At 29.7% G+C, this 19,043-nt stretch carries 22 protein-coding genes and 1 pseudogene; 16 read left to right on the forward strand and 7 right to left on the reverse strand.

Annotated features, from left to right (window positions below; all coding sequences use genetic code 11):
- Positions 1-23: 23 nt before the first annotated feature.
- The 11 genes from KA878_RS10050 to KA878_RS10100 all read left to right on the forward strand — a co-directional run bounded on the left by KA878_RS10050 (position 24) and on the right by KA878_RS10100 (position 9,316).
- Positions 24-1,160 carry a DNA polymerase gene (locus KA878_RS10050; protein WP_193839796.1) on the forward strand — a complete coding sequence of 379 codons (1,137 nt, stop codon included), beginning with the start codon at positions 24-26 and terminating at the stop codon, positions 1,158-1,160.
- Between the two features lie 5 nt (positions 1,161-1,165).
- Positions 1,166-1,636, forward strand: a complete 471-nt coding sequence (locus KA878_RS10055; protein ID WP_031884136.1) for a hypothetical protein — start codon at positions 1,166-1,168, stop codon at positions 1,634-1,636.
- Position 1,637: 1 nt separating this feature from the next.
- Positions 1,638-3,266 (forward strand): DNA primase family protein, encoded by a 1,629-nt coding sequence (locus KA878_RS10060; RefSeq protein ID WP_193839797.1) that lies wholly within the window; start codon positions 1,638-1,640, stop codon positions 3,264-3,266.
- A 173-nt stretch (positions 3,267-3,439) separates the two neighbouring features.
- Positions 3,440-4,831 carry a recombinase family protein gene (locus KA878_RS10065; protein ID WP_193839798.1) on the forward strand — a complete coding sequence of 464 codons (1,392 nt, stop codon included), beginning with the start codon at positions 3,440-3,442 and terminating at the stop codon, positions 4,829-4,831.
- Positions 4,809-5,105, forward strand: coding sequence for a hypothetical protein (locus KA878_RS10070; RefSeq protein ID WP_174841444.1), 297 nt, complete (start codon positions 4,809-4,811; stop codon positions 5,103-5,105). Before KA878_RS10065 ends, KA878_RS10070 begins: the two co-directional genes overlap by 23 nt.
- A 38-nt stretch (positions 5,106-5,143) precedes the next feature.
- The gene (locus KA878_RS10075) at positions 5,144-6,787 is read left to right on the forward strand and encodes a recombinase family protein (protein ID WP_193839799.1); all 1,644 of its coding nucleotides are present in this window, start codon (positions 5,144-5,146) and stop codon (positions 6,785-6,787) included.
- 134 nt (positions 6,788-6,921) lie between these two features.
- Positions 6,922-7,272 (forward strand): SAUGI family uracil-DNA glycosylase inhibitor, encoded by a 351-nt coding sequence (locus tag KA878_RS10080; protein WP_193839800.1) that lies wholly within the window; start codon positions 6,922-6,924, stop codon positions 7,270-7,272.
- An 86-nt stretch (positions 7,273-7,358) separates the two neighbouring features.
- Positions 7,359-7,670 (forward strand): DUF960 family protein, encoded by a 312-nt coding sequence (locus KA878_RS10085; protein WP_031884143.1) that lies wholly within the window; start codon positions 7,359-7,361, stop codon positions 7,668-7,670.
- 15 nt (positions 7,671-7,685) lie between these two features.
- Complete coding sequence (locus tag KA878_RS10090; protein WP_193839801.1) at positions 7,686-8,189, forward strand: DUF1643 domain-containing protein; 504 nt, start codon at positions 7,686-7,688, stop codon at positions 8,187-8,189.
- 13 nt (positions 8,190-8,202) lie between these two features.
- Positions 8,203-8,424 (forward strand): hypothetical protein, encoded by a 222-nt coding sequence (locus KA878_RS10095; RefSeq protein WP_031884145.1) that lies wholly within the window; start codon positions 8,203-8,205, stop codon positions 8,422-8,424.
- 220 nt (positions 8,425-8,644) lie between these two features.
- Positions 8,645-9,316 (forward strand): DUF6994 family protein, encoded by a 672-nt coding sequence (locus KA878_RS10100; RefSeq protein WP_228480700.1) that lies wholly within the window; start codon positions 8,645-8,647, stop codon positions 9,314-9,316.
- A gap of 129 nt (positions 9,317-9,445) precedes the next feature.
- Here the strand turns inward: KA878_RS10100 and KA878_RS10105 are convergent.
- Positions 9,446-11,134 (reverse strand): annotated as a pseudogene (locus KA878_RS10105) (IS1182 family transposase).
- A gap of 513 nt (positions 11,135-11,647) precedes the next feature.
- On the opposite strand from KA878_RS10105, the gene KA878_RS10110 reads away from it, so the two are divergent.
- The gene (locus KA878_RS10110) at positions 11,648-11,743 is read left to right on the forward strand and encodes a type I toxin-antitoxin system Fst family toxin (protein ID WP_193839802.1); all 96 of its coding nucleotides are present in this window, start codon (positions 11,648-11,650) and stop codon (positions 11,741-11,743) included.
- A gap of 134 nt (positions 11,744-11,877) precedes the next feature.
- On the opposite strand, the gene KA878_RS10115 is transcribed toward KA878_RS10110, so the two are convergent.
- Positions 11,878-12,744 carry a DNA adenine methylase gene (locus tag KA878_RS10115; RefSeq protein WP_193839803.1) on the reverse strand — a complete coding sequence of 289 codons (867 nt, stop codon included), beginning with the start codon at positions 12,742-12,744 and terminating at the stop codon, positions 11,878-11,880.
- A 15-nt stretch (positions 12,745-12,759) separates the two neighbouring features.
- Positions 12,760-14,478 (reverse strand): ATP-dependent nuclease, encoded by a 1,719-nt coding sequence (locus tag KA878_RS10120; protein ID WP_193839804.1) that lies wholly within the window; start codon positions 14,476-14,478, stop codon positions 12,760-12,762.
- A gap of 290 nt (positions 14,479-14,768) precedes the next feature.
- Between KA878_RS10120 and KA878_RS10125 the strand changes: the two genes are divergently transcribed.
- Positions 14,769-14,906 carry a hypothetical protein gene (locus KA878_RS10125; RefSeq protein ID WP_021459086.1) on the forward strand — a complete coding sequence of 46 codons (138 nt, stop codon included), beginning with the start codon at positions 14,769-14,771 and terminating at the stop codon, positions 14,904-14,906.
- 73 nt (positions 14,907-14,979) lie between these two features.
- On the opposite strand, the gene KA878_RS10130 is transcribed toward KA878_RS10125, so the two are convergent.
- From KA878_RS10130 to KA878_RS14365, 3 genes are read right to left on the reverse strand one after another with little or no spacing between them, the layout of a single operon-like run.
- Complete coding sequence (locus KA878_RS10130) at positions 14,980-15,147, reverse strand: hypothetical protein (protein WP_162837505.1); 168 nt, start codon at positions 15,145-15,147, stop codon at positions 14,980-14,982.
- A gap of 30 nt (positions 15,148-15,177) precedes the next feature.
- Entirely contained in the window at positions 15,178-15,609 is a 432-nt protein-coding gene (locus KA878_RS14690; RefSeq protein ID WP_228481696.1) for an SHOCT domain-containing protein, read from the reverse strand.
- On the reverse strand, positions 15,542-15,742 hold the full coding sequence (locus KA878_RS14365; RefSeq protein ID WP_193839805.1) for a hypothetical protein: 201 nt from the start codon (positions 15,740-15,742) through the stop codon (positions 15,542-15,544). Before KA878_RS14365 ends, KA878_RS14690 begins: the two co-directional genes overlap by 68 nt.
- Before the next feature lie 488 nt (positions 15,743-16,230).
- Between KA878_RS14365 and KA878_RS10145 the strand changes: the two genes are divergently transcribed.
- From KA878_RS10145 to KA878_RS10155, 3 genes are all read left to right on the forward strand, one after another.
- Positions 16,231-16,836, forward strand: coding sequence for a CadD family cadmium resistance transporter (locus tag KA878_RS10145; protein ID WP_210142155.1), 606 nt, complete (start codon positions 16,231-16,233; stop codon positions 16,834-16,836).
- Between the two features lie 18 nt (positions 16,837-16,854).
- Entirely contained in the window at positions 16,855-17,202 is a 348-nt protein-coding gene (locus KA878_RS10150) for an ArsR/SmtB family transcription factor (protein ID WP_193839806.1), read from the forward strand.
- A 169-nt stretch (positions 17,203-17,371) separates the two neighbouring features.
- Positions 17,372-17,473: a type I toxin-antitoxin system Fst family toxin gene (locus KA878_RS10155; RefSeq protein ID WP_000228874.1), complete on the forward strand. Its 102-nt coding sequence runs from the start codon at positions 17,372-17,374 to the stop codon at positions 17,471-17,473.
- A gap of 139 nt (positions 17,474-17,612) precedes the next feature.
- Here KA878_RS10155 and KA878_RS10160 read toward each other — a convergent pair whose 3' ends face one another.
- Positions 17,613-18,821, reverse strand: coding sequence for an ApeA N-terminal domain 1-containing protein (locus KA878_RS10160; RefSeq protein ID WP_193839807.1), 1,209 nt, complete (start codon positions 18,819-18,821; stop codon positions 17,613-17,615).
- Positions 18,822-19,043 lie beyond the last annotated feature (222 nt).

The following is a 19,043-nucleotide window of genomic DNA, read 5'->3' on the forward strand; positions in this document are numbered from 1 at the left end:
AACTAAATATTGGAGGAGGCAAAATGAATTTAAATTTGTCGAAACTATTTTTACTACCGAGCAATATATCTCCAAATGTAATTGAAAGTAATTTGGACAACCTGATAAATACTTCTTCAGTATTTAATAATTTGTATTTATTAGAAGAAAAGATATCACCCATTATTAGTTTTATCGAAAATAAGGGGGTGTTTATAAGTTCTAGTTGGATGGAAAGTGAAATAAGTCGTCTAAACAACTTATTTGATACTTCACACGAATTAAATTCACTAATTACTTTCTTAAATTCGAAAAAAAGAAAAGGTAACAGTATTGTTGATAAAGAATTATCCCATATTAAAAAATGGATAATTCCTCTTGAAATGACTTCAAATAAATCAGCTTCTATCTTCAAAATTCAAGGTGAATGGAACCTTTATTCTTCATATAGTGGGCGTATGACTGCTAAGAAGATGCCATTAACTTCTATACCTAAGTCTATGCGAAAGCATGCTATAGCAAGTAGTTCACACAAAGAGTTGTGGTCAATAGACCTAAACCAAGCTGAATTACGATTTTTAGCATATTATGCTAACGATCAGTTTTTACTAAATCATTTTAGTACTGATCAGGACATGTACAGCTATATTGGTAGCTTGATTACTCCCTACAATCGTAATGCACAATCTGAACGATTGCGTAATATATGTAAAACCTTCTTCCTTGCTTGGCTTTATGGAGCAAGTACTAACACATTGATGAAAAAGTTAAGGAAGAACGGTTTTGATATTACTTCAGTTAATGTAAACCACATATTACAACAATTAGAGCGTACAATACCACAAGCAGTTCATTATTTAGACTTATGCTCAAGTCAAAATGAAGTGCAAACCTTCTTTGGAAGAGTTATGCCACTTGTCAAAATGAAAGAGAGCGTTAAGCGTAACTTCGCACTTCAATCATCAGTCGCGACCGCGATTAAGTTACTCATGTTGGAAGCATACAAACTTGATTTAGATATCGTTCATGTCATTCATGATGAGCTGTGGATTGAAGTCAAACCAAGTTATTCAAATTGGCAAGAATTATTGCAACAAAATTTCGAAAAAACAATCAATAGTTATCATAATGGGTTCCCATTGAATAATATTTTAAAATTTAATCAATTAAAAGGAGAATAGTAACTATGGTTAAACACAGTGTAAATTATTTAACAGATGAAGTAATGCAAGGTATGGTCTCAATAACAATTAATAATGCAATAGATGATAAAATCCCTACATCCAATGGAGAAGCAGATGTTATTAAGCTAGATGTAACTATAAAAGATAGTAATCATAATTCTAAAAATTTACTTTCCCATCTTATCTTTGTTGACACAAATACAAACTCAATATACGGGCAATTTGTTAAGTCAGTAGCTAATGCTCTAAGAAAAACTGACTTTGACTCTATTGATTTAAAGAATTTAAATGGCACAGCAAATTACTATATTAATAATAAAGGCTATCCTGTCCTAACCAATTGGAAATTCATCATACCGCTTAATCAAAGCGAGCAGATGATTCAAGAGTATATTAATAGTCAACAAACTACCTCTAGTCAACCTCAAGTGGATTCTTTTGATCCATGGGCTGATGCAGAGGAGGATGATTAACTTGATTAACGTAAAGTCAACTGAAAATTTAAACATTGTTAATCCATTTATCAAGCAACAACCAGATAAAACCACCTTAATTAACAAATTGGAAGACGCTACTACTGCGTCTTCTCCTATTTATCATTTATCAGACCTTAATGGTCAAGATCGGGAATGGATATTGCGCCATACCTTAAATAAGCCATTTTACATGTATCATGCAAACCAATGCATCGATGTACCATCAATTCCGAAAAAGGAATTATCACAAAAAAGCTGTAATTTTAATCAAAATATTCGAAATGTATTAAAAGAGTTTCTGTCTTACGAAACGCAAAAGGGAGAAACATTTATAAAAAAAGGAAGAACGGCAAAATTCATCGATGCTTGTTTTAACATTGCTAGTACTTCCGATGACCCAAATAAAGTGAAGATTTACAATTATGAAAAAGGCGTGTGGGAAAACACTGATCTTCCCTTGCAAAGGTTTATCTATGAACTTTGTTACACGTTAGAGACAAGTTGGTCGAAAAATCTTGAAACTGCTTTATTAGACCAAATTAAGCGACGTATTAAGGTCTATGATCCTAGAGATTTCAATCAGAGAGCACTTACTTTAGAAAATGGTGCTTTTAATTATAATACATTACAAATAGAGCCTACATCGCCCTTACACCTTTCAACCATTAAATCACATGTAGAATATAATCCAGACGCTAAAGCCCCAGTATTTCAACAGTCTTTGCGTGAGTGGTTTGATGATAACGATGATATTGCATTTGTCCAAGAGTGGTTTGGCTATGTACTCTCCAAAGAGTTTAAAGCTAATGTTTTCTTGTTAGTATATAGCCAGGGAGGAGAAGGTAAATCGACATTATTTGGTTTATTAGAACATATTGTTGGTATACCTAACACGACTGCCATTTCATTGAGCAACTTCAATCAAAGTTTTGGACTTGAGCCTTTATTACACAAAAAACTTAATTTAGCTACTGAATCATCAAACACTGAATTTAGTACAGATAAACTCAAAGCTATTACAGCTGGTGAAAAAATAACGGTTAATCGCAAAGGACTTAAAGAAATCGAAACTGTAATCTCTGCTAAAATGATATTCCTATTAAATGACTTACCAGTACTTAAAGATAAAAGCAATGGACTCCAACGTAGACTTCTAATCTTACCCATGACTAAACCGATACCTCTAAGTTCGCAAAATAAAAATTTACCTCAGCAGCTTGAAAAAGAGTTATCAGGTATATTGAATTGGGCTTTAGACGGGTTACGTCGCTTAGATCAAAACGATTATCAATTTACAACTTCTAAAAGTATGAATGTAATTAAGCAAAAATATTTTAATGAAATTTCACCTATGATGGACTTCATAAGAAATTGCTTAGACATTAATTCTAATAATAGTAATATATTGGGCAACGAATTGATAGCCACTTTCAAATCGTGGTCAGAGATGCATAACTATAATGTAACTCATTTATTATCACCTATTGCATTCTGGCGTGAATTTAGTGTTGAAATGCAAAAACTAGGTATTAATTATACTAAAACTAAATCTTCTGGTAAAACAGTCGTTAAAGGTATTAAGTTCAAAAGTGACAGTAGTGATGATAGTGACGTTAAAAATAACTAACTAAGAAAGGTGATAAAAGTGGAAGAACTTATAAATATGTTAGCGGATATTATAATTGAATATCTCGACGAACAGTCTGAATAAAATTGTCGCTCTAACTCTCTTAGAAGGAGTTAGAGCTCATTAAATGTAAATTTAAATGTATATTATCATATTGGAAAGGAGGCCCTACAATGGATAAAATTATTGGTTATGCACGTCAATCCATAGATAAAAAGAAGATAGAAAATTCTGTTAAATCTCAAATAAAAGCAATCCAAGCCTATACAAATAAACATCATCTTCAAGATGTTACATTTCTAAGCGATGTAAAAAGTGGTCGTACTACTACACGTGATGGCTATCAGTCTATGTTAGATATGATACGAAACAATGAATGCCAACATATTATTGTTTTTCGTATCAATCGTTTGAATCGAAATTACCATGATTTTTTAGAATTCCAGGAATTATGTGAAACGCACCAAGTTTTAATTACCTCGTTATGTGATGGTCAGTTTGATTTATCTGATAAAACTCAAGCTTTCAAGATAAGGTTTTTAGCAATTCTTGGTGAAACAGAAAGTAAAATTATCTCAGAAAACGTCAATTCAGCTAATGCACTGAAAGCTAAGAATCATCAATTATTAGGTACAAACGCGCCATTTGGTTATATATATAAGAATAAATCCTTCGATATCGATCCAACTAAGGTTGCAACAATTAAATTTGTTTTTAACTCATATATTCAACAAGGTTGGGGCTATAAAAAAATATCCCAAGCACTTAATAATCACATTGAATTATTTAATAGAACACCTAAACAGGTTAAGCGTATTCTTACTAATGCAAAGTATGCTGGTCTAATACGCAATCAATTTGGTGAATATAAAGGAAACTTTAAACCTATTATCGATGAGACAATATTTCATCAAGCTGAAACGATACGCGTTTCTAAACAAACACTAAAACATCAACACCCTATGGTTTTACTTCGTAAGAAAATCAAATGTATTTGTGGTACGACAATGACACCCATACGTATGAAGAGAAAGCATATGACGTATCCTATTACGTATTACATTTGTCCTCTGAATGAAAATGTAGGTTATAAAAAGTGTGATATGGGATATCTTGTAGCCTCCGAGATAGATCAACAAACGATTGACATTATTGAAGATAATATTCTAACTAAGCCTACACTACAATGTTTAGAATCTATGGTTCAAAAGAGATTGGCTACTAAAATTCATCGAAGTAAGCCTAATTTTAGTAAAGCTACCCTTATTGAAGAATTGTCTAAAAAACAAATCAGCATTGAGGACTATAAAATGAAAATCAACGAGTTGGAAATCTGGCAATATAAAATGAACTACTATCAACAATCTAATTCTGATATAAACGTTCACAAAATCACAAAAAATATTTTAAATAATTATACACTGTATCTTGACCAACTAACTGAAATGATTACTCGAGTAACCGTAGATCAAGATAAAAATATCACAGGTGTCTTTCTAAAAGACTACCCAATTAACCTATTAAAAGAAAAGGATGATATAAATGTTGTATCAAAAACCAAGTGAAGTACTTATTTTAGCTCATGAAAATGAAATAGATGAAAGACAACTAATGCCTGACGATAATATCGATATGTTAAAAGAAGAGTGTCAAAATTTAAATATTAAAGTTACTAAAGCTTACACTACTGTAGATCACTTAATTAACGACATAAAATATGGAATCGTTACTAATATACCCATCATAGTGTGGGGTCACATTTCAGATTATCCAAGTTTAGAACAATCACAACTGAATTATTACTCACATATTGATACGCTTCCCACTTTCAAAGTTTGATAAATAGTTAAAATATTAATAAATAAGGGTTTGATAAAATGAACACAGTCACAAATAAAATTAGAGTAGCCGCTTATGCTAGAGTAAGTTCTTTGAAACAGGTTGATAATTATTCTATTGCCGCTCAACTTGCTGAAGTAGAAAAGTATTGTACATTACATGATTATGAAATGACATCTCCTTATATAGATAACGGGATAAGTGGTGCCGAAATGAATAACCGACCCGCTTTACAACAAATGCTTAAAGATTTAAAAATGAATAAGTTTGATAAAATAGTCGTGTGGAAACTTTCTCGTCTCGGTCGAAGTATGAAGGACATACTTCAAATTGTTGAAGAATGTGAAAAAAACAATGTATCTTTTTATTCAGTAAGTGAACACCTTGGTATAGACAGTGATATGCATAAATTAATGCTGAATATCATGGGGTCTCTTGGTGAATACGAGCGTGCTATATTAAAAGATAATATTCGTCTCGCTTCTTCTAATAAGGCTAACGAAGGAAAATCCGTTGGTGGCCAAACACCTTATGGCTATGATCGTATTGATGGTAACTTAATTATTAATCAACATGAAAGTAGGATTGTAAAAGAGATATATCAAATGTATAGTCAGGGCATGAATTACACTGCAATTGCTAAAACATTAAATGACAAACATGAAGTCACAAAATTAGGTAAGCCACATTCCAAAGATTCTATATCTTATATTCTTAAAAATAAAGTATATCGTGGCTTAGTTGTTTATAATCAATATGTTGACTGGAAGAAAAAAGGTCGTAAAGGATATAATGATAAACCTATTATTACTGAAGGCAAGCATGAAGCCATTGTGTCTCAAGAACTATGGAATAAAGTTCAAGCGCAACATAAAGCAAGAAAATGTTATAAACGTGGTAATAACAAAACAGACAACCTTCTTACTGGTTTGTTAAAATGTAAAAGTTGTAATGCGAACTACGTCATTTCAAATACTGTAAATACGCTTAAGGATGGGAGTAAACGCCGTTTTCGTTACTATATCTGCCGAACACGTAAACAAAAAGGCTCTGATTGTAAAGAAGCTCCAAATATTCGTGCTGATTTCATAGAAGACTATGTATTTCAAAATATTAAGAATTTGATTCGTAAACCTGATTTAATTCAAAAAGTGGTCAATGCTGTTAACTCAAAAAGAACACCAGATACTACCCAAATTAAACATGAAATTGCTAATAAACAATTCCAAATAGAAGAGTTGCGATCTAAATACGATAACTTAATTGAAGCTACTGAACAAGATAGCAACATTATCGAATCAATTCAGCCAGCGTTACTTAAATATACTCAACAAATACGCGAATTAGAAAACAGTATTACACACCTAGAACGTAAACAACTAGTGGAACATCCAAAAATAGATACAAATACAGTGATTGATATTTTTGCTGTTTTATTTAAAAATCTAGAAAGCACAAATAAAACTTCTTTAAAAAATATTTATCACTTAGTCATCGATCATATCTATGTTGAAGCAGATAAAGGTAATAAAAAGCAGTTTTACATTACTTTTAAATTCAACAAAGATATCGTAGCAACCTTATTAAATAATATTAATCCAGACGAACAATTACTCAATTGTTCGTCTTCTTTTTTATCTCAAATATATTCTGAAACATTCTTCCTCGAATTTAGTCTATAAACCATTTTTTTCTATATCACTATCGTCACTTCTGTCACTATTTCTAACGTAACAAGTCACCCTTCAAATATATATTATCTCAATGATGTAGCTCATCAACTACATCACATTATAAATATCTTGGAGGTTATATGATGAAAACAATGACTCAGGAACTCAAACAATATATGACTCACTTATTTCGATTATCTAATAAAGAGGAATGGGAATGTGAAACACTAGATGAAGCAGCAGAAAATATACTTCCTGCTCGTTTCGTTGATAATTCTCCCCTTGCGCATCTTACACTTGAAACTTATACCTACTATAATAATGAGCTACACGAATTAAGTATCTATCCATTTCTGATGTATGCAAACAACCAACTCATCAGTATTGGTTATTTAGATCATTTTGATATGGATTTTCTGTACCTCACTGATACTAAAAACACACTTATCGATGATCGTCATTTACTAAAACAAGGAGGTAATTGTCATGAATAATTGGATCAAAGTGGCACAAATATCTGTTACGATTATTAGCCAAGCGATTATCATCATGAAAGAAATTCAGAATGAGGTAAAATAATATGAAAATCAATCGATATATTACAAGAGGCATTAGCGAACAACTTTCTCTAGACCTTCAAATATTACTTTGGAATATGGTAAAAGAAAGAGAGAATCAACCTCAGACAGACTACTTACACATTTTTAGATTGCAAGAAGATAATAATATGCTCTCAGTCACACATGAACAAGAACAACCCGCCTACAAATTGGAATATCACTATACAAACTATGTAAAAAATCAAAATGCATTACCTAAGAAAGTCTACGTCATTCGTGAAGATGATATAGACGCTTTTTATTATGTGATGCTTTTGCCAGAAGAATACTAAAAAGGAGAGACGAGTATGAACGCAATTACAAGTACTATAGAAACTAAAGCTATCTTCAGTGACGATGAAAAACATCGTTATTTACTTAAAAAAACATGGGATAGAAAATTGCCAACTTGTACAGTGATAACGATGTATCCTCATTTAGATGGAATATTATCTCTTGACTTAACAACTGTACTAATTCTAAATCAATTATCATCTGAAAACGATTATGGTTCAGTTTATCTTGTTAATTTATTTTCGAACATTAAAACACCTGAAAATCTTAAGCATATAAAAGAACCCTATGATAAGCATACAGATATTCATATTATGAAAGCAGTATCTGAAAGTGAAAAAATTATCCTAGCTTATGGTGCTTATGCTAAACGTCCTGGTGTCGAAAAACGTGTTGAACAAGTGATGGAAATGTTAAAACCTCATAAAAAGAAAGTAAAAAAGCTCATTAATCCAATAACGAATGAAATCATGCACCCACTCAACCCTAAAGCGAGACAAAAATGGACATTGAAATAAGGGAGGATTATCTATGAACCGTGAAACTAAACAATCAGATTGGCGAACAGTTGCTAGTTGTTTAGCATCACATAATTACACTTCAATTGTAAAAGGATTAGTGCATCATTTCACAGCTATCGAAGATGAAGAAATTCTTAATAAGATTTATAACGATTTTATGAATGATGACTCTATAACAACGGTACTTAACAATGATTTTCAAGATATTATTAATCACTATTTAACAAAATGAAATGTACATTAAAATCAAAGCATCCTTCACTTTTGTGGTGAGGGATGCTCTTATCTTTATTTTTTTGATTAATATTTGACTTAGGAAATATTACTTTTAAATTTAAAAATATTGTACAATTAAATTATTAGTTTTCACATGAAGAAATATGTAGTAAATTCACTATTAACTAGTATTATATTATCAAGCAATTGTACTATTAAAAGGTAGAGATCGATTAATGAAACAATATGTGTATCAAAATAATATTAATTTAATAAATTTGTTATACGAGAGCGATTTTTGGAAAATAATAAAAGAAGACGCAGAATATTATCGTAAAAATAATAAATTAAAGAGAGATAATTCTTTCCGTAAACTTAAATCTCTAATTGAATCTATATATGTAGATCCTGATGGCTTTGATAAAGCTCTTGCAGCTGAAATGCAAGATTTCTATAACGAAATGCAAGAATCACAATACATCAAAGAGTCTTATTATCTTAGTATTAATCATCAAAAATGTAGCCTAGATGCTCTTATCGGATGGAAACCACTTTTCCAATATAGAAAAGGTGATAAAAAATGGTTAGATGACTTAGAACTTATTAGAGGAAACAAAATGGGCCATTTAGCTTTTCCTGTACAAAAAAACTCTCTTAATCAACTAAGAGGAATTTTATTAAAAGATAGAATCGATTATACTCTATTTGATATTAAACTATTTTATGAAAATACAGCTCATTTAAAACTACAGAAAGCTTATGACCAAGAACCAACACGAAATTGGCTAATGTCATTTGGCACTTTTTATCAATTTATAGAGCGTATGCAATTGAATTACTTCGTCTATAAAGATCCCACCACCTTAAAATATGGTGTTATTGACTTATCATTGCCATATAATATATGATAAGTCACATTGCTTAAAAGAAATTCCAAAAAAAATTGAGCTTGAAGATGCTTATATTACGAATATACTTAATTATATAAAAAAATATGGCAAAGAATTATCTACTACTGTTGACTTGATGAATGATTATTATGTATAAAATAAAAAGAGCAGAGTCCGGGACATAAAGTTTCTGGATAAGTGAAAAAAGACAATTTCTATTGAAATAATATAGAAATTGTCTTTTTTATAATTTTTTTGATTATTTTCAGCTCGTTGAGCTGTTACTTTTCTTATATTAAGTGTCATTAGCACAAATCCTAGTTCTCTTTTGTCTTTATTTATCCCTCGAACGGACATTCGAGTGAAACCCAAAATAGCCTTCATAAATCCAAAAACAGGCTCCACATCAATTTTTCTTTGACTGTAGATGGTTTTTATTTTTGGTTCTGAAAGCTTTTTATTAATTTAGGCTTTAAAATATTCCCAATTATAATTTTTCATTATTTTTTTATTCGTTTTTGAATTGTATTTCATGCATTGGTGTTTTAGAGGACATTCTGAACAATCATCACATTCATATAATTTGAAGTCTCTCTTAAATCCATATTTATCATGGCGATAGGCATATCTTTTAAAACCCAATCGCTTATCGTTTGGACAAATATATTCATCGTTAATTTCGTCATAATCCCAATTTTGAGTGTTAAAGATGTCGCTTTTATATTTTTTAGTTTTATCTTTTATAAACATATCGTAGGTTATAAGTGGTATTCGATTAAAATCATCTATAGTTGCTATATAATTGGGTTCGCTACCATAACCTACATCAGCTACAATATATTCAGGTAAATGACCGTAGGTCTCTTGAATTGAATTAAAAAATGGTATCATCGTTCTTGTATCAGTCGGATTTTGATACACATTATAAGATAAAACAATTTGAGAATTTGTCGCTATTTGTAAATAGTACCCTAGCTTGAGTTGTCCATTTTTTATATGATTTTCTTTCATTCTCATAAATGTGGCATCATGGTCTGTTTTAGAATAATTATTTCTATCCTTTAAAATAGATTTTTGGACGTCGTATCTATGTTTTCGCTCAGAGTACTCATTAATTTTCTTTTTGTATTGTTTAATTTTAGTTCTTTTGAGCCGTATTTGTTTTCTTGTTTTAGTACATTTTTCATTATCGATATGTTGATTTAAATCTTCGATGTCTTTATCCAAATGACTACCAATCAAATCTATTTCTTCCTTTGTTAAGTCATTATCGTGATCTTTTTTAATCTCAGGTATGATTTTATTTTTTACCCATTCATGATAGAGTGCTTTAGAATCTTTATTCATCTTTGTCTCATGGTTTTGAATACTCTTTTTCCATACAAATGTATATCGATTGGCATTCGCCTCAACTTTCGTACCATCAATAAAAATGGCCTGATCATCTATAAGATGTTGTTTCAAACACTGACTATGAAATTGAATAAATAATGATTCTAATAAAGCATCTACGTTTGGATTGACTCTAAATCGATTAATCGTTTTATAAGAAGGCTTTTGATTTTGTGATAGCCACATCATCCGAATGCTATCATTAAGTCATTTTTCTATCTTACGTCCTGAAAACACAGATTGTGTGTAGGCATATAGAATGACTTTTAACATCATTTTTGGATGGTATGAGGTTGCACCACGATGATGTCTGAATTCATCGAATTCAGTTTTAGGAATGGTTTCTACAATATCATTGGCATGTCGTGAAATATCATTTGTGGGGATAAGAACTGAAGTTTCCAATGGTAGAGTAAGTTGAGTCATGTTATAATCTTTATACATAGGGCGCCTCGTTAATTTAGTTTAGTGACATTTATTAAATTATACGAAAGTGCCTTATTTTTTTAAAGTATTTCAATGTAAAATTACATATAAATACAAAGTATTTTGGCGAGACTCTTGAGGGAACAGAACAAGCTGAAGACTACAGGCTGAAGCTGTCCCCTAAGAAAGCGAGCCAATAATACGTAGTATCGTAAATAAAGAAGCCAGTAAATGAATTTATAATAAACTCATTTACTGGCTATTTTGTTAGGAATTATGTCCCAGCCTCTGCTCATTAATAAAAGTGCTAGTCTTATATTTTTAACTTATTGGATATTTTAAAATTATATCTTTATATAGAATAATTTAGATTCACCACATCAATCGTGGAAGCAAAAGTTTGATAGGGTAAATTAACTTACTTAATTCAACTTATCGGAAGTAGATATGCTTGTATATTCACAGTGGTTTAATAATAGAGTCGCCTATCTCTCAGGCGTCAAATTTAGACGCTGAGAAGGGGTGTTATTCATGCTAGAAATTCTTATTCACATCACGACCACAGTCATCAGTGGTTGTATTGTTACGTTATTTACGCATTGGCTACGTAATCGCAACGATAAATAGGCGACTATAGCCACACTTAAAAAATCCCCTCACTACGGCAATAGTGAGGGGATTAGCGTATTCACGCTAGAATTCTTGTTAATCATATTATAACACTGGTTAGTAGAGAAAGGCAAAGTTATATAATAGCCCTCTCATAAATTATTTAACGGTATGTTTAAATATTTCGATATATTTCCTTTTTTTAAGTTAGGTGAATAAAACATATACTCTAATCCTTTAGTTGGTGTTGATATAGAGTAATTAATATAATAAAATTGGAAATCCAAATGACTGTACATATCATAAATTTCATGACAATTATCATACGTTAATATCCAACATTTATCTTTCATAAACCTATCTATAGTTTTTGAAAGGCTTTTATGATTTTGGTATCTATAAAAGTTTGTATATAATTCGGGGCCTTTTTTATAATATGGCGGGTCAAAAAATGTAAAACTATTTTTAGTTTTTGTAATAGAATTTTTTATAAAAATTTCTGCATCTAAATTGTAAATTTTTATTTTATTTTTAAATTTAGAAATTCTTCTTATTTTATTACATATATCTTCTTTATTAAACCTGCAATCTAGTTTATATTTTCCATTCTGTTTTTTTCCACCTATTACACCCGCTTTCAATATACCTGATCGATTTGTTCTATTTAGAAATAGTGTAGCAAAACCCAACTTTAATAAGTCCACTATTTTTTCTTTTTGAGAATAGACATTTTTTTGCTTATTCCATTCCTCTATAGTTATATTTGTATTTTTAATTAATTTTATTAACTCATCTGTATGATTTAAAATAGAGTACCAAACCGCATAAATGGCTTTATCATAATCATTCAGCATAATTTTATCTATATCTCCATTTAAAAGTAATGCTATTGCCACTCCAGCACCACCGGCATAAGGTTCTATATAAGTTCTACAATTATTAATATATATAAGTTCTTTTATATAATAGTAAGTTTTACTTTTGCCACCAGGGTATCTTAAAGGTGTATGATTCTTCAAAAGATCTATATCTCCTTAATAATTAGATTTTATACTATTTGAAATGCTTGTAACGATTTCATTTTTTTTATTAAAGAATTCTATTAACTCATTATTATTTATTTTATAATAATTAGCTAGTGCTTGTGTTTTTGTTATAAAGTCTTTCATTATTTTTGTTATATTAGCATTTTTTATCTCTTCATTAGAGGTAGTGTCATTTATTTTTATTTTTGAAAGAATTTTTGATTGAACTCTACTTTTAGTGTAATATCTTGTTTCTGGTATATTTAAAATATCTGTCCAAAAAGAATCAAATTTTGAATCATGAAAAAGCTCTGAAATAATAAAATACATATACGATTCAGGAGCTAAAAAAGTAGGTAAAAACATTAAGTGATTATTATTGGTTTTTTTTGTATTTAATCCTTCTATTTTATGTTTATGATTTATATAGTCATTAAGTAAATATTTTTTATTTGTTCTAGCATCTCCATCAAGTATAATACCTACTTTGTAGAAATGATTGTCATGTTTTGGCAAATTAATTAAATGATCTGCTCCCAAATGAACTGGTATTATATTATAATTTTCTTGACTAGTTTTATCAGGAAATAAGCATTTATAAGCTCGTATTAATTCTTTGAAAAGAAACTCTGTGTATTCATCTTCACAATAGAATTTTACATCAGGTTGGTATACAAGTTCTTTGTCAAATAGGTCTGCTTTTAATTCTTTATAAGAATCTATATTTACTATTCTAGGTTCTATAGGGTCTATTAAGTAGATTAAGTTATAATCTTCAGGATTGGTTTTTTTTAAATTAATTATCTGTTTAAGTATTGTAAGAGAATGGGTTGTTAAAAATATTTGTAAATCTAACTCTCCACTTAAAGTATTTAACAAAGAAAAGAGACGTTTTTGTGCACTTGGATGTAATGAAGCATCTATTTCATCAATACAAAGAATTCCTCCTGAGTAATGCTCATTCTCTTTCATTTTAATATTGTAAAAGTCAACAAGTGCATTTATTATACTTCTAAGATTATCTTGACCGACTGACTGAGTCGATTCTGTAGTATTTTCAGGTGAAACGTATATTCCATCACTTTCTATTTTTTCTTTATTTAAAATTGTGGCTTTTGTCTTATTAGAAGAGATGGATTCAGGTAAAACCCAGTTATACCACTCTATAAATTTATTTACAGAGTGATTCTGGAAAAGTTTGTTTTTATGAGTAATATTTTTACTAGATAGGTTTGTCTCACCAACAGGATATAATCTTGATAAACTTAAGAAAATAGTTGGTATTGGAATTCTACCAGAAGGACCAATAGAATATTTTTCTTTGGTATTTTTACTCACATCTTTAATGGTTAAGTCGCTACTATAATAGTTTGTTGCTCGAGGTATTATTCTAATACCACGATCACTTTTAGAATCGTTTTTATACCCGTGTCTTTTTTGAATAAAATCTTCATCTTGGCTATCAGTTACAATTTTTATATAAGTTTTATAATCATTATAATTTTCATCTTTAGGAATAGTAAAATATTCATAAAACTCTGGTTGAAAGTTACCACTTCCAATTCTTTGCTTACTTTTTCCGAATGTTGTAGCTATTAATGACATAAGATTCGATTTACCTACTCCATTTTGTCCAGAAAAAACATTAATTTTTTTCGATAAAGAAATGCTTTCATTTTTTAATTTTCTAAACTGTTCAATATTTAAAGTATCTGCAAAGTACCTCATGTTATCTTCTCCTAGTATTATTTTTAACAATTATAACAAACAAATTGATACTAAATATAAGTCTTATAATAAAAATTTTTTGTCTATTTTAACTACGCCCTAATCAAACAAAATAAGTCATTGAAATTATTGTGGTTAGTACTTTACTTGTTATATGAGAATAAGTTTATCTAATAAATAAGAAGATAGTAGGCTGTTGAAATGATACAAAGCTCCTTTTTTAGTAATAAGAAGTTTATCCCAATGTAGTACATTGATTTTACCCTTATTACTACATGGGACGTTCTGAAATGAACATGCCCGAAATGAATATGGAGCAAATGCAGCAGATGCAACAAATGATGATGGAACATATGGAAACAACAAAACAAATTAAACAAAAACTAGGCTACTTATCCCCTGTAAAATACAGAGAATTAGCAGCCTAGAACATAGTGTTTTTATTAAGTTCCCATTTTAAGGGTTCAGTGCCTTGTAGTTATTGTGTTTTTATATACTTTACTACTTATTTTCTTTGTTATCATCAAAGGACTGCATGAAGTTCGTGCATGCATTTATCATATTATCCATTCTCTGGTCATAATCAGAACCTTGGGTAAAACCAGTTTGTCCAATGACGATTAAACCAGCTAGTACAAACGACAGCACTAAAGGTAACTTCTTTTTCATCGCTTATTTCCCCTTTCATTCAAAGTATCCCTAATCTTTTTTTAACACTTTCTTTAATTTTTCATATTCATCTTCATTAATTTCCCCTTTGGCCAGCCTTTCCTTTAAAATTTGTAAAGAATCATCTGATCTTACACCTTTTGGTTTTTCTGAAGCTTTTGCAATTAATATATATACACCATAAAATAACAAGCCAAGAATGATAATCCAAAAAATCATGCCAATGAACCCCATTCCGCCCATCATATTTCCTATACCCATACAATTTGTCAGTCCTTTCCTTCTTTCTTGTTTTACAATTATACCATATGAGGTATTAGTATCCCAAAAAAGTGTTTTTAATATTAGTAGCAGAAGGCAATTCATTGTACCGCAAAATGGCCCGATTATTGAACTATTTTTTAATAAAATAATTCCTACGTTCCCAATTCCAGAAAGCAATAATACTAAAAGCTTCCTCATCTGCTTTTTCCTCATCATCTGTCATATAATCTGTATCTTTTATTGGATATTTTGCCGTTTCATCAACGGGAGATTGAATATCTGACCTATGCTTATTTTTTGGTTTCACAATTTTTGAGCGTAATATTTTCATGGGAACGCTCCAAATCAATATCTTTATTTGGCTCATATTTGCGTTTTAAGAGCTTATGTATGTTTTTAGGTTAAAAACTATATGATTTATACCTAATTCTTTAAAATACCCCCTTAAAATTCAAAATAAGAACATTTGAATTTAAACAAACCTCCTGCCATCTCAGCAAGGGGCACTTGAAAACCGTTTGGAAATCATCAAGGGACGGGTAGTATTTTTTGAAAAAGCCACTCAAAAAATCTCCACTCAAGGCACGCATAAAATATCAGCGAATATACCAAAGGAGTGAACATATTGATTCCATATTATCTTTGGTTTAAAGAAAACATTTAAAATTCATGATTATATGCCAACCATTCGACTATTTTTTGAGTTTGTTAAAAGTTCCGAGGCTCAACGTCAATAAAGCAATTGGAATAAAGCACCTATGATTATTAAAAAAAATAAGTTATAATATATTCAAAAATATTTTTGAATGAGGTGTAATTATGATTCAGACTATTGTAACTGCTGCTATTCTTTATATTGTGACAGCATTAGACTTATTAGTGATTTTATTAATGTTCTTTGCTAGAGCAAAGACTAGGAAAGAATATCGCGATATTTATATTGGTCAATATGTAGGATCTGTGACATTGATTGTCATAAGTTTATTCTTTGCCTTTGTCTTAAATTATGTTCCTGAAAAATGGATATTAGGATTATTAGGGTTAATACCGATTTATTTAGGAATTAAAGTGGCTATTTATGGAGAAGAGAGAGCTAAAAAAGAATTGAATGAAAAAGGATTGTCTAAACTAGTTGGTACGATTGCAATTATTACGATAGCAAGTTGTGGCGCTGATAATATTGGTGTATTTGTTCCCTATTTTGTGACATTAAGTGTTACTAATTTATTAATTACTTTGTTTGTCTTTTTAATTTTAATTTTCGTCTTGGTATTTACTGCACAAAAATTAGCTAATATTCCAGGAGTTGGAGAAATTGTTGAGAAATTTGGTCGTTGGATTATGGCTGTTATTTATATAGCTTTAGGTTTATTTATCATTATAGAAAATGACACTATTCAAACAATTTTAGGATTTATATTTTAATTTAGGGTGTGATTTTATATGAGCTATAAAAATGCTTGTGATGTGATCTGTGTACATGAGGATAAAGTTAACAATGCCTTAAGTTTTTTAGAAGATGATAAATCTAAGAAATTACTTAACATTTTAGAAAAGATTTGTGATGAGAAGAAATTGAAAATTATATTATCTTTGATTAAAGAAGATGAGTTGTGTGTTTGTGATATTTCTTTGATATTGAAAATGAGTGTTGCTTCAACTTCACATCATTTAAGACTTTTATATAAAAATGATGTGCTTGATTTTTATAAAAAGGGAAAGATGGCATATTATTTTATTAAAGACGATGAAATAAGAGAGTTTTTCTCTAAAAGTCAGGAGGGTTTTTGAAACGAGTGAAACGAGTTTCTTCTTGTCTTGATACTATAAAATAAGCAAAGATATAACATAAAATGACTTATCGGAAGTTATATGTAACTCATCTAGTACAGATGATATAATATACAGGTCGCCTATCTCTCAGGCGTCAATTTAGACGCAGAGAGGAGGTGCATATCAGATGGTCGAAGCTCTTGTTCACATCACGACCACAGTCATCAGTGGTTGTATTGTTGCGTTATTTACGCATTGGCTACGTACACGTAACAATAAGAAAAAATAGGCGATATTAGCCAACACCTAAAAACCCCCTCACTACTCGCAATAGTGAGGGGGTTGGTGCATATAATGCACGAAGCTCTTGTTATCTAAATTATAACACTGGTTAGTAGAGGAATGCAAAATAGTTTATTGATTACTAACTAGTGAGTGATCTTTAATAAAGATACTATTTCACTAGAGGGAATGCCTATCTTAAACATTATAAAAGATTTATGAAGTTGAAGAACAAAATTGGAGATATTAAATATATTATCTTTTTGATATGTAGGTTTTTCTGATGGTGGAAAATAATGAGAATAATAATGTCTATAATCCTTCAAATAATCATGTAACTTTTCGTCATAATTAACAATGCTTTTTAAATAATTTTGTAACTCGTTATCTAATGAGTGAAATAAATCTTTATATCTATCTATTAAAATGATTTGCTGATTTGATACGAGCCTTCTATGCAAACCTTCATTTATTTTTAATAAGTCAACTAGATAATGTTCAATAAATTTTGGCGTATACATTAACTTAATATAATTTGAAAATATATCTTGAAACGAATCATGATTATTATAAAAAAAAGAATAAATATTTGATAAATATTTATTAAGGAAATCTTTTGTAACGTACGTAATTTTTGTTTTATGGTGCTCCTTAAAATTGAATGGTAAATCTACAAAAACCCTAAAAGCTTCTTTTTTAGAATACAATATGATACTTTCAATTTTATGTTTTTCATTAGTTATAAAGCTAAAAATGTAAGCAATATTAAGGGCATCTGAAATACATTTATCACTAGTTAAATTGTTTTTATACTCAAGTTTTAGTGAATTCTCATATTGAAAGGTGATTTCGTTAAATCTAGTTCTTTTACGATTTATTTTACAAGCTGAAGAAAGACGAACTTCATTCAATGAAATTATTTCTTTCTTTAGATTAGCTTTATCGATAGAAATAGTATGTTCATTATTTGTTTGATCCCTTTTAATATCAAATGGTATGTGATTTATATTTTCTTTTAGATCACTAAATTTAACACTTATGCTATCAAAAGTTTTAGGAATCTCTGTATGAGAAATAGATACCCAAATTTGAGTGAATAAATACTCATATTCGTTACTTCCTGGAAAATTTATAGTATGCCTCGATAAAATACCGTTTCTAAGATACAATGTTTCTCCTTTTGCAGTAATAAATTGGCATTGGTTTATTCTTTCTTCATAATCCATATCAGTATTAAATAATAATTGATAATTACTACCATCACTTTTTAAAATTCCAGCTTCCTTAAAATCAGATATAATTAATGTTCCAGATATTTCAAAAGTATCAGTATTACTAATTTTTTTTAATTTCATTAATAAACTCCTTGCTTACCAATATAAAATAGTATTTATATTATATCATTTAATTTCAGAGTGTATGTTCTTCCTAGTCGTAGACTTGATAAACTAATGAAGGTTCTGTTGCAAAGTAAAAAAATATAGCTAACCACTAATTTATCATGTCAGTGTTCGCTTAACTTGCTAGCATGATGCTAATTTCGTGGCATGGCGAAAATCCGTAGATCTGAAGAGACC

It is taken from the genome of Staphylococcus sp. GDY8P57P, from assembly GCF_017892585.1.
Classification (GTDB): Bacteria; Bacillota; Bacilli; order Staphylococcales; family Staphylococcaceae; genus Staphylococcus; species Staphylococcus borealis.